The following is a 14994-nucleotide window of genomic DNA, read 5'->3' on the forward strand; positions in this document are numbered from 1 at the left end:
ATGGAAAAAAGCAAGGAAAAGGCCCGGCAGGCAGGGTGCCTGCCGCCCCACCCAAGCGACGCGGTGCGCCGCGTCGCTGGCTGACGCCTGCTCCTACGGAGACGGGTCACAGCATGTACGCTTAAAGTCCTGCCGTTAATTTACCTCCACTACCACTCGATGGGTTCTCCGGCCCAATCCCAAAAGCTGCCGGTATCTTCGGGCGTGCGCTGATCGATGACCTTCAAAAGGCTTTCGGCAACGAAGGTGGGCGTAAAGAGCTTATCCTGGGGAACACGCGCCTGAAACGGCTCGGAAAGCGACGTATCGGTCGTACCCGGATGCAGGCATAGAACGATTGCCTGCTTGTTGAGTCGGCCCAGTTCGATGGAGGCGGTTTTCATCAGCATGTTGTGCGCGGCCTTGCTGGCACGATAGCTGTACCAGCCGCCGAAGCCGTTATCGCCAATCGAGCCGACTCGCGCCGAAAGGCTGGCCACGATGGTAGGGTGTGAACCTTTGAGTGAGTCGTTGAGTACCGACAATAATCGTAGCGGAGTCGCGGCGTTTACGTGCATGACGTGAGCGAAAGCATCGACATCGAACTGCTCCAACCGCTTTTCCGGCTGAACGCCGTGCTCGTCATCGTGCAGTATGCCAACCGTATTGAAGAGAAGATGAAGCGGACGCCCTTCTGTCTCGGCGGCCAGCGCATCGAGTCCGGATTGCGTCGTGATATCCGCGGCAAGTGAGGTAACGCGCGCATCGTCTAAAGCGATATCGCGACGGCTAACGGCAATGACCCTGCCGATATGGGTCGAATCGAGAAGCGCTTTGACTAGGGCATGACCAATCCCACCATTGGCGCCGGTGACGACCGCGGTAAACTTTTCGGGTAGATGGTCGAGCATTCGACACTTCCTTGTAGAATATGAGTATTCTTATTGAAGCGTCTTGTACAGGATTTGTCTATTTATGGGCGCGTAGAAGAGGATGGCTTGCAAACAGAAGTGTAGAAGAAGCGTCAGGCAGAGGTATTGAGGCGGCTCGACTGTGCCTGATTGCGTCCGTTGGGCTGATAAAGCGTTTTCTCGGCAATTTGCTGAATGTAGTTCAACATATCCTGGTTGTGTTTCATGCGCACCGAGAGCATTTGCCCCGTCAGCGCGTTCATGCGGCCAGCGCGCTCGCTTTTATCCAAAAAGCGCTCCCAGTTTTCCTGACAGCCGGCATCAGACGCAGCCTTGAAGGCACCGCTGGCATCATCATCGTAGCCCAAACGATTCTGAGTAGTGCGCCGTAAGGTTTCCATTCGCTCCAACGCGCCCAACACCGTTTGCTTCGTCTCGGCGAGCGTGGCGAGAGCCTCACCGTCGATATCCCCTTGTGTCAGCAGCTGCTGCTCTTTGGCGAGTAGCTCAAGGAGTTCGTCCAAACGCTGATGCTGGTCGAAAAGCAAACGGGAAAGACTCATAAGCGATTACTCTTTGAGCTGAGCGATCAGGCCATCGGCGATACGGTCGGCGCGAATCTCGAGACGCCCTTCGCGAATAGCGTCGCGAATTTCATCCACTCGAGCCATATCGATGTCTTGGGAGTCGTCCATGTGCATCTGGCTCAAGCGCGTGGACTCGCGAGTGGTACTGCCTTCTGGCGATGACTGTGTGCCGCCGACTTTTTGCGTATCGTCACGCTGTTGCGTCTGATTAGTGCGCAGCAGCGGATTCAGGTTATCAATTTTCACGTTGTGTGACCCTCATCGTCAACGTTGAAGCGCTCTAAACGCCATGGCTTTATGCCGTTATAAAGAGTATCGGCGCTCTTTGAGAGGACTTTAGACGTTGACTCAAAAATCTACGGTGACAGTGCCATCGCCGGTAATACGGGCGGTCACGAGTTCACGCGTATCAAAGCGCACGCGTATCCGTGCATTCAAGGCGCCACCTTCGAGCGCCTCGCCTTCACGTGAAATACGAAACCCCGAGCCTTGAGCTATGACCGTTACGCGCTCGCCGCGTTCCACCATTTCCGGTGCCTTGAGAGCGTGCGCCTGAAAGGCGTCGCCGCTGCGGATAGGGCGCTGCGTTACCATGCCAATGATAGCATTTTCGTCGGTCAATGCGTTGCCTGCAAGATCTCCGAGGCTGCCTTGGCGCTGTGTCACCATGGCGGGCGTAATTATCGTATTGCGCGCGATATCCTGAGAGGCCACCGTGTAGCTTCCCATGACGTCTACCTGAGCCTGCATGTAGCGCACCTGCCGGCGCGCTTCGCCGCAGCGTACGCCTACCGATACGCGCCCTAAAGGCGCTTGGCTTGCATTGGGCAGAAAGGGCTCTGGCGCAACGCAGGTCGCCAAATGAGGCGAGGGCGGGGCAACCTCGATCACGACTTCCTGACCAAGCGATTGCGCCTGCTGATAGAGAAAGTTCTGCACCGTTTCGACCAGCGTTGGGTCCTCCGCTCTGGCTGATACTCCCCAAGCCATGGAAAGAACGACAGTCAAGCAAAGCGCTAGCGCACGAACCCAATTGGGGCGCACCTGAAACAGCGAATAGGGCATGTAAGTTATCGCTTGAGCAAAAGGATGGTTGGAACTTTAAACATTAACCAGTGAGCAAAAGCTTAATGCAATAGCTCATAGTGAATAATGCGAAATGATGGGTTAAAAGGCACTTGTTCCATGCTTTAGGCTGATGTGGCCTTCCCTATTATGCATCCTCAGAAATGCCCGAATTATCTTTGCCTCGCCAATGGGGGATGCATGTTCGATCAGCTGGAGTCTGCCTTCAACTTTCATCAGCGTGCGCTTGGCCTTCGTCAAGCGCGCCACGATGTGCTGGCGGCCAACATCGCCAACGCCGACACGCCCAACTTCAAGGCGCGTGATATCGACTTCGCCAGCGAGCTTAAAAAGGCCGTTAGCGCTGGAGCACCCGCCCAACAAGGCGGCGGGGTATCGCTTGCACGTACCTCCGAGCGCCATATCGAATCGCAGGGGCGCGCCTGGCAGAGTACCAGTACGGACCTTCTTTACCGGGTGCCCGACCAGCCGAGCCTCGATGGCAATACCGTCGATATGGACCGGGAGCGTTCACAGTTCACTGACAACGCCCTTCGCTATCAGGCGGGGCTGACGATCATGAACCGCCGCATTCAGGGCCTCAAAAACGCGATGCAGCCGGAATAATCCGGCGCAAGGAGAGATAACCCACGATGTCGATGTTCTCAGCCTTTGATATCGCAAGCTCAGCGCTTAGCGCCCAGGCCCAGCGGATGAACGTAACCGCCAGCAACATGGCCAACGCCGACAGTATCGCCGGCCCGGACGGTGAAACCTACCGCGCCAAGCAGGTGATGTTCGAAACCCAGGCCCAAAACAACCGTTATGGTGTGGGCGGTGTACGCGTCACCGAGGTCGTCGAAGACGAGTCGCCGCTGCGCCTCGAGTACATGCCCGGTCATCCGGCGGCGGATGAGGAGGGCTATGTGGCCAAGCCCAACGTCGAGCCGGTTCACGAAATGGTCAACATGATCTCCGCTTCGCGCTCGTATCAGGCCAATGTCGAGGTCTTCAATACGACCAAACAGATGATGATTCAGACACTCTCGCTCGGTGAGGGCTAAACATGAATATCGATTCAAGCGTGATTAATAGCATCAATGGCGCTAACGGCAGCGGCAGGCCCAATCTCTCCGCCAGCCAGTCCCAGGAAATGCGTGATAGCTTCATGACGCTGTTGATTACTCAGCTGCAAAATCAGGACCCGATGAATCCAATGGATAACTCGGAGATGACGTCCCAGCTGGCTCAGATCAATACCGTCAGCGGGATAGAGCAGCTCAACGATACGTTGAACGGCATTACCCAGCAGATGGATGCCGGGCGCGCACTTCAGGCGGCAGGGCTGATCGACAAAGCGGTGCTGGTGCCTGGCAATAACGTCATGGTCAGCTCCGATACGGAAAACGGCAGCTACGCCACACCGTTTGGGATCGAGCTCGATAAACCCGCCGAGCAGGTGGTGGCCACCGTCACCGGCCAGTCTGGCGAGGTCGTTTACACCCGCGAGCTGGGGCCGGTGAAGGCAGGCGTCGAGTCCTTTAGTTGGGGTGGGCTGACCAACGAGGGCGTGGCGGTACCGGCGGGCGCCTACAAAGTGAATTTCAGAGCGACCGATGCCGAAGGCGAGCTTCTCGAGTCGCGTGCGCTGAACTATGCGCTGGTGCTAGGCGTATCGCCCGGTAATGGCGGCAGTGACGTTCGCCTGGATCTTGGCGCTATTTATGGCCAGGTAGGACTCGACCAGATCAAACAGATTCTTTGATCGTTCGCTCAATACTCATATTAGCAGGAGAGCATCATGAGCTTTTCTCAAGCACTTAGCGGTTTGAACGCACAGCGCGAAAAGCTGGGCGCTATTGGTAACAATATCGCCAACTCGCAAACCGTAGGGTTCAAGAGTTCCAGCGTACAATTTGCCGATGTCTACGCGCAATCGCGTATTGGACTTGGGGTACGTACGGCGGGAGTCTTACAGGATTTTAGCCAAGGTAGTGTCGAATCTTCTTCACGCAACATGGACTTGGCGATTTCCGGCGAAGGGTTTTTTCGCTTCCAACAGCCCAGTGGTGATGTTGGCTACTCGCGCAACGGACAGCTTACCATGACGCCTACAGGCGAACTGGTAAATGCTCAAGGCGCGCAGATCATGGGCTACCCCGCAGACGCCTTGGGCAATGTCCTTGCCGGCGGCAACGTGGCGCCTCTGAGCGTGGACCCGGGTGATTTGGAAGCGAGTGCCACCAGCGAGCTTGGCTTGACACTGAACTTGAATAGTGGCCAGCCAGTTATCGGTGGCGCCGGACCGACTGAGCAAGAGCTAATTGACGGTATTGGTGCTGATAGCTACACCTTCTCCTCCAACCCAACGGTTTTCGACTCTCAGGGCAACGCACGTAATTTGACACTTTACTTCACTAAGACCGATGCCAACGAATGGAGAGTGGATGGCCGCTTATCCGGTGGCCCCGGCGGTGCTCAAACCTATGGATTGCCCAACCTGACAACACTTACATTCAATGAGAACGGTACGCTTGTCGGTGGTGGAGACGCGGGTTTGACTATCAATAATGGAGAGTTCGACGGCAACAATTTGGCGAACCTGGACATTGACCTCGCCTTTGCCGGTACTACCCAGTTTGCTAATACGTCGACAGTGAATGACATTACTCAGAATGGCTACACCTCGGGTTCTCTAGTAGGCATTAGCATCCAGCAGGACGGTACTGTGATGCGCAATTACTCCAATGAACAGTCGCGTGCGGCAGGCCAGATTTCGCTGGTAAGTTTCCGTAATCCGGAAGGCTTGCAGCCGATAGGTGACAACCTTTGGAGTGCGACATCCTCGTCAGGTCAAGAGCTCGTTGGCGCACCTGGCACGGGCCTTCGTGGTTTGATTCAACCCGGTGCCACTGAAAACTCTAACGTCGATTTGGCTCAGGAGCTGGTCGATATGATCGTTGCCCAGCGCGCCTACCAGGCGAACTCGCAGACCATCAGTACCCAGGATGAGCTCCTGCAGACCATTATCAACTTGTAATAGTGGGGCCGACTAGAGAGGAGTAGCGCGTGGATAGAATGCTGTATACCGCCATGAGCGGTGCCAAGAACGCGATGGATCAGCAGTCGGTAGTGAGCAACAACCTCTCCAACGTGTCGACGGCGGGGTTTCGCGCTCAGCTGCAGGCGGCGCGCTCGGTGCCCGTACTGGGCGCGGGCGCGCTCGAAACGCGCGTCTCGGCGGTGACCACCACGCCGGGCAGCGACTTTTCTCAAGGGCCTATCGAGCAGACCGGTCGCGGGCTGGACGTGGCCATGCAGGACGGTGCCTGGCTTGCGGTGCTGGCCGACGACGGTACCGAAGCCTACACCCGGCGCGGTGATCTGCAGGTGGATAGCGACGGCGTGCTGCTCAACATGGGGCGCCCGGTGATGGGCGACGGCGGGCCGATCGCGCTGCCCCAGGGCGCGCAGATCTCCATCGGCGCTGACGGCACCATTAGTGCCATTCCCCAAGGGGAAGGGCCGAATGCGCTGGTCGATGTAGGACGCATCAAGCTGGTGACGCCGGACGAGCCGACGCTGACCCGCGGTGACGACGGCCTGTTTCGTGCTCCGCTCAATGAAGAGGGTGTGCCCGGCGTGCTGCCTGGCGACGAGACCGCACGCTTGGTGAGCGGCGCGCTCGAGGGCAGTAACGTCAGCGCGGTGGACGCCATGGTGACGATGATCGATGTACAGCGTCGCTACGACATGCAGATGCGCGTGCTCAGCAATGCCGACGAGAACGCCCAGCGCGCCAACAGCATGCTTTCACTCCAGGGCTGACCCCAACCGCCCGATTAAAGGACAAACCTCATGATCAAATCGTTGTGGACGGCAAAGACGGGGCTCGAGTCGCAGCAGACCAAGCTCGACGTGATCTCCAACAACTTGGCCAACGTGAGCACCAACGGCTTCAAGCGTTCGCGCCCGGTATTCGAGGATTTGCTGTACCAAAACATGCGACAGCCCGGCGCTCAGAACAATATTCAGGATCGACTGCCCTCGGGTATGCAGGTGGGTACCGGCGTGCGCGCCGTGGCCACCGAGCGCTTGCATACTCAGGGCGGGCTGGAGCGCACCGATAACTCGCGCGACTTGGCCATCAGCGGCGACGGCTTTTTTCAGGTGCTGCTACCCGACGGTACGATCGGGTATACCCGCGATGGCGGCTTTCAGCTCAACGAAAACGGCCAGATGGTGACCGCCAACGGCTATCCGCTGGAACCGGCGATCTTCGTGCCACCCAATGCCCTGTCGATCGGTATCGGCGAAGACGGCACGGTGAGCGTACGTCAGCCCGGGGTCGCCCAGGATGCGGATATCGGCCAGATTACCGTAGCTTCCTTCATCAACCCGACGGGGCTCGAGAGCATCGGTGGCAACCTTTATTTGGAAACCGGGGCGTCCGGCGCGCCGAACCAGGATATTCCCGGCAACAACGGCGCCGGCCGGCTCTTCCAAGGCTACGTGGAGACCTCCAACGTCAACGTAGTGGAGGAGATGGTCAATATGATCCAGACCCAGCGCGCCTACGAAATCAACAGCCGTGCGGTCTCCACCAGCGACGAAATGCTGGCGCGGTTGAGCCAGCTGTAATCGCAGGAGTTCGGTCTTGAACACAGGGCGTTCGATGCACAAACAAACCGCGCTTTTTCGCCGTTTTGCGCAGCTAGCCGTGGCGCTGTTGATTCTTCTAATCGCCGGGTGCGCGCAGATTCCGCGTGCGTCGGTGGTCGGCGAGCAGGAGCAGATCAACATCATCGATCGGCCGCCGGCGGTGGCCAACGGCTCGATCTATCAATCGCGCCGCGGCTACCACCCGCTGTTCGAGGACCGCCGCCCGCGGGCGATTGGCGACATTTTGACCATCGTGCTCAACGAGCAGGTCAGCGCGAGCCAGAACTCGCAGTCGAGTGCCAACCGCAGCGGCTCTGGCTCGCTCGATATCGCCCAGATTCCCGAGATCATCGACTTTCTGGAAGATTACGGCTTCGATGTTGCTGGCGACAACGTCTTTGCCGGCAGCGGCACCACCCAGGCCAACAACACCATGACCGGCACGATCACCGTCTCGGTATTGGAAGTGCTCAACAACGGCTATCTTCGCGTGCGCGGCGAAAAGCAGATCGCGATCAACCAGGGCACCGAGTTCATCCGCTTCTCCGGCGTGGTCAATCCGCAAACGGTGACGGCGGCCAATACCGTTCCCTCCAATCAGGTCGCCGATGCGCGCATCGAGTACGTAGGCGATGGCTACATCAACGAAGCGCAGCACATGGGCTGGCTGCAGCGCTTTTTCCTCAACGTGTCGCCGTTCTAGGCGCTCGAGAAGAGAGTGATGATGACTTCATTGAACCTCAAGCGCCGGATTCAGACCGTTGTGCTGGTCGCGTTTTGCGTGCTGGCAGGCAGCGCCCAAGCTGAAAGCGTGCGCGAACTGGCCAACTTTGCCGGCGTGCGCGACAACCAGCTCGTAGGTTACGGCCTGGTGGTCGGCCTCGACAGCACTGGTGACCAAACGACCCAGGCACCGTTCACGAGCCAGAGCCTGACCAATATGCTCTCACAGCTTGGCGTCAGCGTACCGCCGGGCACCAATTTGCAGCTGCGTAACGTTGCCGCCGTTATGGTGACGGCGGATCTGCCGCCGTTTGCCCGGCCGGGGCAGCGTCTCGATATTGTCGTCTCCTCGATTGCCAACGCTCGGAGCCTGCGCGGCGGTACGCTGCTGATGACCCCGCTCAAGGGCGCCGACGGCGATACCTACGCCATCGCCCAAGGCAATATGCTGGTCGGTGGCGCCGGCGCCCAGGCTGGCGGTAGCAGCGTGCAGATCAACCAGCAGGCCGCTGGGCGTATTCCGGGCGGAGCACTGGTAGAGCGTGAGGTCGCGCTCAATTTGGGCGGCAACGGCGGTTTGCTCGAGCTTCAGCTCAACCAGGCGGATTTTGGCACCGCTCAGCGGATGGTGAGCGCGATCAACAGCGAATTCGGGCAATCGGTCGCCTACGCGCGTAATGGCGGTGTCATCGCTCTCGACGGGCCGATGGATGCGAACCAGCGGGTCAGTTTCATGGCGCGGGTCGAAAACGTACAGCTCACTCCGATGGAGGCCCCGGCGCGCGTGGTGCTCAATTCGCGTACCGGCTCCGTGGTCATGAACAGCGCCGTCACGCTACGCCAGGCCGCGGTCGCCCACGGCAACCTGTCGATCGTCATCGATAGCCAGTTCGGCGTCAGCCAGCCGGCGCCGTTGGGCCAAGGCGAAACCGTGGTGGTGCCCAATGCCGATATCGACATCAATCAGCGCGAGGCTTTCCTGCAGATCGTCGAAGGCGCTCAGCTCAACGAGGTGGTCAACGCCTTGAACGCACTGGGCGCCACGCCCCAGGATTTGATGTCGATTCTCGAAGCGCTCAAGGCTTCCGGGTCGCTGCGCGCCGAGCTCGAGGTGATTTGATGAGCATGACCAGCATGTCCAACCAGCTCGCCTTTGACATGAGCGGCTTTCAGCGCTTGCAGCACAATGCCCGCGTTGATCCGGAGGCCGGCGCTCAGGGCGCTGCCCAGCAGTTCGAGGCGCTGTTCGTGCAGATGATGATGAAGAGCATGCGCGACGCAACCCCCACCGGCGGGTTGTTGAACAGCAGCGCCGGCGACACCTACCAGCAGATGCTGGATCAGCAGTGGTCCCAGGTGATCGCCGAGAAGGGCGTAGGGCTTGCCGACGTGCTGGTCGAGCAGCTCACTCGCCAGGGGGCGATCAAGGGTAGCGCGCAAAACGACGATGACATTCAGGCGCTGATTGCCGGCATTCCCCGCGGCACGCCACGAGTACTCGACGACCCGTTACAGCCCCCGGGCCCCGGTAGTCAGGAGAGCGGGCGTTTCCTTAGAGAGCTCGAAGCGATCCGCCAGGGCCGAGCCGCATCGGAGCAGAATAGCGTTGAACACACGCAGACGCCGGCTGCCCTCGCCGCCGCGCCCCTCATCAATCCCAACGCACCGGATCACGTGAAGCGATTTATGGCCACGCTTGCTGGCCCTGCCCAAGCAGCCAGCCAAGCAAGTGGCGTGCCCGCCGAGCTGATTTTGGCCCAAGCGGCGCTGGAGACCGGCTGGGGACGACACGAAATCGCCACCCACGAAGGTCGGAATAGCCATAACCTTTTTGGCATTAAAGCGGGCAGCCATTGGCAGGGCGACACTACTGACATCACGACTCATGAGTATCTGAACGGTCAGCGTACCCAAATGGTGGATACTTTTAGGGTCTATGACTCCTTCGAACACGCCTTCACCGACTACGCCAACCTGATCGGTCAGAACCCGCGCTACGCCGGGGTAGTCGAGGCGCAAAACGCCGAGCAGGCCGCGCGCGCGTTGCAAAGCGGCGGCTACGCGACCGACCCGCGCTATGCCGAGAAGCTCGTCGCCATCATGAAGACCATGGGGCCGCTACCGGCCGGGCAGGAATTTTTGGCCGACGCGCGCTAACGCCGTTAAAGCTTTTTAACGAGCCGCCGATAATAAAAGCATCGGCTTGAGGACTGAACCATGAGCATGTTTTCAACGGGCCTTAGCGGCCTGAACGCGGCGCAAAACGCGCTGAGCGCGACCAGCAACAACATCAGCAACCTGTTTACGCCCGGCTATAACCGCGAACTGCCCAAACTAAGTGAAGCGGGCGTAGGCGGCGGCGTGCGCGTGGATACTATCGAGCGTCAGTTTAATACTTACGTGGCTAACCAGCTTAACAACGCCAAAACACAGTCGAGCGCGCTGGAAACCTACAACAACCAGATCGCCCAGATCGACAATTTGTTGGCGGATCGTGAGGCAGGGCTTTCGCCGCTCATCCAGGACTTCTTTTCCTCGCTGGACGCGCTGGCAAGCTCACCCTCGGACCCGGCGGCTCGTCAGGGTGTGCTCGGCGCGGCGGACACGCTAAGCGCACAGTTTCGCTCTTTCGACGGCTATCTGCAGGACATGCAGAACAACGTCAATAGCCAGATTCGTGACGAAGTCACTCAGATCAATAACACCCTCGGACAAATCGCCGATTTCAACCGCGAAATCTCCCTGGCCCGTGCGCGTACCGGCGAGGCGCCCAATGGTCTGCTCAATCAGCGCGACCAATTGGTCTCCGAACTCAATGAGCGCATGGACCTGCGCCTAAACGTTCAGGACGGCAAGACGTATAACGTCAGCCTGCCCAACGGCCAGCCGCTGGTCACCGGTACATCGAGTTTCAAACTGGAAGCTGTGCAAGCCGACAATGATCCTCAGCGCACCGTGGTGGGATATCGCGATGGAGGCAACAATCTCATCAAGCTCGACGAGTCCACCATTAAGGGCGGCTCGCTGGGCGGGTTGATGAGCTTCCGCGCCGAAACGCTGGATAAGACCCAGAACCAGATCGGCCAGTTGGCAGTGTCGTTATCGGTCGCTTTCAACGAACAGCACAAGCAAGGCATCGATCTTAATGGCGAAGACGGTCAGGACTTTTTCAACATCGGCCAACCGCAGGCGTACAGCTATCCCAACAACGGCGCCGAGGTGACGTCCATCGCCTTTGATGTTGAGGCTATTGATGAGCTTCGTGCAACGGATTATACCGTCAGATTTGGCGAAAGCGGCGAGCCTAGCGTTACCCGTAAGGACAATGGCCAAGCGGTCGATGTGAGTGAAGGTTGGGATAGCGCCACGAACACGCTCGCCTTCGGCGGCGTACGAATGGAGTTTAGTGCCCAGCCCGCTAACGGCGACCGTTTCGACGTTCAGCCGGTTCGCCGCGCCGGGGCCGGTATGGAAACCGCCTTCAATGATCTGGATAAAATTGCGGCGGGTGAAGAAGCCGCGACCGGCGACAACCGCAACGCGCGCAAACTGCAGGACCTGCAGGGAGAAAATATCGTGGGTGGGCGCGCCTCCCTGAGCGGCGCCTACGGGGCGCTGGTGTCGGATGTTGGTAACCGCACCAATATTACTCAGGTGAATCTTGAAGCTCGTCAAGGGCTTACAGAACAGCTTCGCGCCGTGCAGCAATCCGAATCTGGCGTCAATCTGGACGAAGAAGCGGCCAACCTGATTCGCTATCAGCAGTATTATGCGGCCAACGCGCGCGTGATCGACACGGCGGGCAGCCTGCTGGACACTATCTTGAATCTGCGTAGTTAAGGGAGGCATCTACCATGCGTATCAGTAGCGTCACCATGTACGAGCAGAGCTCTGCGTCCATCAATCGTCAGCAGGGCGACTTATTAAAGATTGGCCAACAGCTCTCCAGCGGGCGAAAGGTAGTCAACCCTTCGGACAACCCTCAGGCTGCCTCGCAGGCGGTAGGGGTTTCCCAATCCATGGCGATGTCCGAACAGTACGGCAACTCGCGTGTATCGGCGCGCACGTCTCTCGCGCAGAGCGAGAGCGTACTGAACAGCGTCAGCGATTCTATCACCAGCGCCAAAACGCTGCTGATCCAGGCCTCCAGCGATACGCTCAGCAACGCCGATCGCGAGTCAATTGCCAGTGAGCTAAAAGGTGTCTATCAGACTCTGATTGGTCAGGCCAACACCGCCGACGGCAACGGCCGCTATCTATTTGGTGGTCAAATCGATAACGCGCCGCCCTATGTGGCCAACGAACAGGGCGCCATGAAATATAACGGCAGTGACATCGTGCGTGAGCAGCGTATCGATAGTTCTCGCAACATGCCGGTGGCCGAAAGCGGTCGCGCGATTTTCCAGAAGGTGCCCAGCGGCGCAGGCTATATCGGTGAAGCAGTGCGTTCAGACGGCGTACGTAACGCCGGTAGCGTGATTCTTAGCGGCCCGCAGGTAAGCGATGTCAATGGCGAAGGCTATGGCGACGATTATCGAATCACTTTCGGGGGGGATACCGAAACGCCGACGCTAAGCGTTCAGCGGCTGACCCAAGACCAAGGCTGGCAGCCGGTCCCTGATATGACAGACATTGCCTACACTGGCGGTGACGCGCCTCAACGTCTCGTGTTCGGCGGGCTTAGTGTGTCGCTAAGCGGTGCCTCCGAGGCGGCTGACGAAGTCAACATCAGTCAGGCCAAAAACGCCCAGCGCGAGCCCGATCTGTTCAAGGCCATGGAGGAAGCTATTCGCGTGCTCGAAAACCCGGCATCAAGCGATGTCGAAAAGGCCGACCTTCGCAATACGCTGAATACTTCAATGCGCGATTTGGACAACGCGCTGGACAACGTGCTGACCGTACGCGCTTCGGCAGGCGCCAGACTTAACGAGCTGGACGTGATCGACTCCATCGCCAGCAACCGCATGATGAGCTATACCCAAACGATGTCTGATCTTGTCGATCTGGACTATGTAGAAGCTATCTCCGAGTACAGCTTACGCCAAGTTGGCATGCAGGCCTCTCAGCAAACCTTCATGAACATGAAGGGCATGTCGCTGTTCGACTACATGTAAGCCGTCCAGCCCCTTTTTTCATTACCATTTGGCCACCGCTCGCGGTGGCCTTTTTTATGGCGAACTCAATTATCCGCCATCGTTTCGATTAGGCTTTGCATAAAGCCAAGTCCTTGGCTAAAAAGCGGCTGCAAGAAGCGCCCGATATCGGTGACCAGCACCATTAAGAGCACCAGCCCGACGGTGAGTGAGGCGGGAAAGCCGATGTTGAACACGGTGAGCTGAGGTGCCGAGCGATTCAAAATGCCTAACGACAGGCTAATGATGAGAAGCGAGGCGACCAGCGGCAGGGCCAGCAAAAGCCCAGAGGCGAAGATGGTGCCGGCGTAGCGGGCCAGCAGTTCGAAGGCGTTGGGATTGATGCCGGCGAACCCCACCGGCAGGGTTTGAAAGCTCATGACCAGGGTTTCCATCACCATTAGATGGCCGTTGAGCGCGAGAAACATCAACAGCGTGATCATGTAGAGAATGCGCGAAAGCACCATGATGTTGGTGCCGCTGGAAGGGTCGAAAAAGCTGGCGAAGGCAAGCCCCATCTGCAGGCCGATGAACTCGCCCGCCGCCTGCACCACGGCAAAAACGATGTGCATAACAAGCCCGATGGCCAATCCGATCAGAAGCTGTTCGACCATGATGCCAAGGCTCGCCCAGGAGAGCATGGGCACCGCCGGCATGACGGGTAAAATCGGCGCGATGGCCACCACGATGAGCACCGCCAGCCCCACCTTGGCCTGATTGGGAATGCTCGAGTGCCCCCAAAGCGGCGCTACTGCCATGAAAGCGGTAATGCGCACGAAGGGCCAGAAAAACGCCACTAGCCAGGTTTGAAGCTGGTCGAAGGTGACCTCGACCACGCTACATCACCATTTGCGGAATATTGACGAATAGTCGGTGGGTGAAGTCGGTAATCAGGCCGATCAGCCAAGGGCCGGCGAGCACCAGCACGGCGAAGACCGCCAGAATCTTGGGAATGAAGGTCAGCGTCATCTCGTTGATCTGGGTCGCCGCTTGGAAAAGGCTCACGATCAAACCGGTGAATAGCGCCGCCAGTAGTACCGGCGCGCCCATGAACAGGGTCAGACGCATGCCTTGGTAGGCGATGCTCATTACGGTCTCGGGGGTCATGATCGCTCCTGTCGCCGAGGGTTACTCAGACGGCCTATAGCATGTAGAAGCTTTCGGCCAGTGAGCCGATCAAAAGCTGCCAGCCGTCGACCAGCACGAATAGCATCAGCTTGAAGGGCAGCGAAATGGTCACCGGCGGTACCATCATCATACCCAGCGCCATGAGTGTGCTGGCGACCACCAAATCGATGATCAAAAACGGAATGAAAATGGTAAAACCGATCTGGAACGCAGTCTTGAGCTCGCTGGTGACAAACGAGGGCAGCAGCACGCGCATCGGCAGATCCTCCGGACCCTGCATCGGGCCGATGTCCGCCAAGCGCGCGAACATGGCCAGATCCGGCTCGCGGGTTTGCGCCAGCATGAACTCACGAAACGGGATCTGAGCGCGTACCAGAAACTCCTCGAAGTTGATCGTCTCGTTTGATAGCGGCTGCCAGGCGGTCTCGTAGACCTGGGAGATCACCGGCGACATGATGAAAAACGTCATGAACAGCGCAATCCCCAGCAGTACCTGGTTGGGCGGCGTGGCCTGGGTGCCCATGGCCGTTCTCAAAAGGCTGAGCACGATGATGATGCGCGTAAAGCTAGTCATCATCAAAAGCATCGCGGGTAAAAACGCCAGCGAGCTCAATAGCAGCAGCGTTTGTAGCGACAGGGACCACTGCTGGCCGCCGCCTTCCATTGGCTGCGATATGAGCCCGGGTGGCAGCTGCTGCGCTTGGGCCGGCGCAATGAGGCCGATAAATACCAGCGCCACCAGCGTCAGTAGAACAAGTGTCGAAGGCAACCGCTCGCGAAAGGGGAGCCGATAGCAGGGCATGGCAT

The 14994-nt window shown here is 58.5% G+C and carries 18 protein-coding genes; 11 read left to right on the forward strand and 7 right to left on the reverse strand.

Features of this window, described 5'->3' with window-relative positions; translation table 11 throughout:
* Window positions 1–149: 149 nt before the first annotated feature.
* From ACGLWX_RS12205 to flgA, 4 genes are all read right to left on the reverse strand, one after another.
* Window positions 150–890 (reverse strand): SDR family NAD(P)-dependent oxidoreductase, encoded by a 741-nt coding sequence (locus ACGLWX_RS12205; protein ID WP_396240060.1) that lies wholly within the window; start codon window positions 888–890, stop codon window positions 150–152.
* 113 nt (window positions 891–1003) lie between these two features.
* Window positions 1004–1453, reverse strand: coding sequence for a flagella synthesis protein FlgN (locus tag ACGLWX_RS12210; protein ID WP_396240062.1), 450 nt, complete (start codon window positions 1451–1453; stop codon window positions 1004–1006).
* A gap of 6 nt (window positions 1454–1459) precedes the next feature.
* Window positions 1460–1723, reverse strand: coding sequence for a flagellar biosynthesis anti-sigma factor FlgM (flgM, locus tag ACGLWX_RS12215; protein ID WP_252105771.1), 264 nt, complete (start codon window positions 1721–1723; stop codon window positions 1460–1462).
* Window positions 1724–1825: 102 nt separating this feature from the next.
* Entirely contained in the window at window positions 1826–2542 is a 717-nt protein-coding gene (gene flgA, locus ACGLWX_RS12220) for a flagellar basal body P-ring formation chaperone FlgA (RefSeq protein WP_396240064.1), read from the reverse strand.
* 201 nt (window positions 2543–2743) lie between these two features.
* Between flgA and flgB the strand changes: the two genes are divergently transcribed.
* The 11 genes from flgB to flgL are packed head-to-tail and all read left to right on the forward strand — an operon-like array spanning window position 2744 to window position 13041.
* Complete coding sequence (flgB, locus tag ACGLWX_RS12225; protein WP_252105773.1) at window positions 2744–3169, forward strand: flagellar basal body rod protein FlgB; 426 nt, start codon at window positions 2744–2746, stop codon at window positions 3167–3169.
* 26 nt (window positions 3170–3195) lie between these two features.
* Window positions 3196–3606 (forward strand): flagellar basal body rod protein FlgC, encoded by a 411-nt coding sequence (gene flgC, locus ACGLWX_RS12230; protein ID WP_252105774.1) that lies wholly within the window; start codon window positions 3196–3198, stop codon window positions 3604–3606.
* A gap of 2 nt (window positions 3607–3608) precedes the next feature.
* A complete protein-coding gene (locus tag ACGLWX_RS12235; protein WP_396240066.1) occupies window positions 3609–4307 on the forward strand; it encodes a flagellar hook assembly protein FlgD in 699 nt (232 codons plus the stop codon).
* A 36-nt stretch (window positions 4308–4343) separates the two neighbouring features.
* A complete protein-coding gene (gene flgE, locus ACGLWX_RS12240) occupies window positions 4344–5582 on the forward strand; it encodes a flagellar hook protein FlgE (protein WP_252105776.1) in 1239 nt (412 codons plus the stop codon).
* Window positions 5583–5611: 29 nt separating this feature from the next.
* Complete coding sequence (locus ACGLWX_RS12245) at window positions 5612–6370, forward strand: flagellar basal body rod protein FlgF (RefSeq protein ID WP_396240068.1); 759 nt, start codon at window positions 5612–5614, stop codon at window positions 6368–6370.
* 30 nt (window positions 6371–6400) lie between these two features.
* Window positions 6401–7183 carry a flagellar basal-body rod protein FlgG gene (gene flgG / locus ACGLWX_RS12250; RefSeq protein ID WP_252105778.1) on the forward strand — a complete coding sequence of 261 codons (783 nt, stop codon included), beginning with the start codon at window positions 6401–6403 and terminating at the stop codon, window positions 7181–7183.
* A gap of 34 nt (window positions 7184–7217) precedes the next feature.
* The gene (locus tag ACGLWX_RS12255; protein ID WP_252105779.1) at window positions 7218–7907 is read left to right on the forward strand and encodes a flagellar basal body L-ring protein FlgH; all 690 of its coding nucleotides are present in this window, start codon (window positions 7218–7220) and stop codon (window positions 7905–7907) included.
* A gap of 21 nt (window positions 7908–7928) precedes the next feature.
* Window positions 7929–9047 carry a flagellar basal body P-ring protein FlgI gene (locus ACGLWX_RS12260; protein WP_396240070.1) on the forward strand — a complete coding sequence of 373 codons (1119 nt, stop codon included), beginning with the start codon at window positions 7929–7931 and terminating at the stop codon, window positions 9045–9047.
* Window positions 9047–10084, forward strand: a complete 1038-nt coding sequence (gene flgJ, locus ACGLWX_RS12265) for a flagellar assembly peptidoglycan hydrolase FlgJ (protein ID WP_396240072.1) — start codon at window positions 9047–9049, stop codon at window positions 10082–10084. Before ACGLWX_RS12260 ends, flgJ begins: the two co-directional genes overlap by 1 nt.
* A gap of 60 nt (window positions 10085–10144) precedes the next feature.
* The gene (gene flgK, locus ACGLWX_RS12270; protein ID WP_396240074.1) at window positions 10145–11767 is read left to right on the forward strand and encodes a flagellar hook-associated protein FlgK; all 1623 of its coding nucleotides are present in this window, start codon (window positions 10145–10147) and stop codon (window positions 11765–11767) included.
* Window positions 11768–11781: 14 nt separating this feature from the next.
* Window positions 11782–13041, forward strand: coding sequence for a flagellar hook-associated protein FlgL (flgL, locus tag ACGLWX_RS12275; RefSeq protein ID WP_396240076.1), 1260 nt, complete (start codon window positions 11782–11784; stop codon window positions 13039–13041).
* A gap of 65 nt (window positions 13042–13106) precedes the next feature.
* On the opposite strand, the gene fliR is transcribed toward flgL, so the two are convergent.
* Genes fliR through fliP form a run of 3 tightly spaced genes read right to left on the reverse strand, consistent with a single transcriptional unit; the run spans window position 13107 to window position 14989 of the window.
* Window positions 13107–13895 carry a flagellar biosynthetic protein FliR gene (fliR, locus tag ACGLWX_RS12280; RefSeq protein WP_396240078.1) on the reverse strand — a complete coding sequence of 263 codons (789 nt, stop codon included), beginning with the start codon at window positions 13893–13895 and terminating at the stop codon, window positions 13107–13109.
* Window position 13896: 1 nt separating this feature from the next.
* Entirely contained in the window at window positions 13897–14166 is a 270-nt protein-coding gene (fliQ, locus tag ACGLWX_RS12285) for a flagellar biosynthesis protein FliQ (protein WP_252105785.1), read from the reverse strand.
* Window positions 14167–14200: 34 nt separating this feature from the next.
* Window positions 14201–14989 carry a flagellar type III secretion system pore protein FliP gene (gene fliP / locus ACGLWX_RS12290; protein WP_252105786.1) on the reverse strand — a complete coding sequence of 263 codons (789 nt, stop codon included), beginning with the start codon at window positions 14987–14989 and terminating at the stop codon, window positions 14201–14203.
* Window positions 14990–14994 lie beyond the last annotated feature (5 nt).

This window comes from Halomonas sp. HMF6819, assembly GCF_044335525.1.
Classification (GTDB): Bacteria; Pseudomonadota; Gammaproteobacteria; order Pseudomonadales; family Halomonadaceae; genus Vreelandella.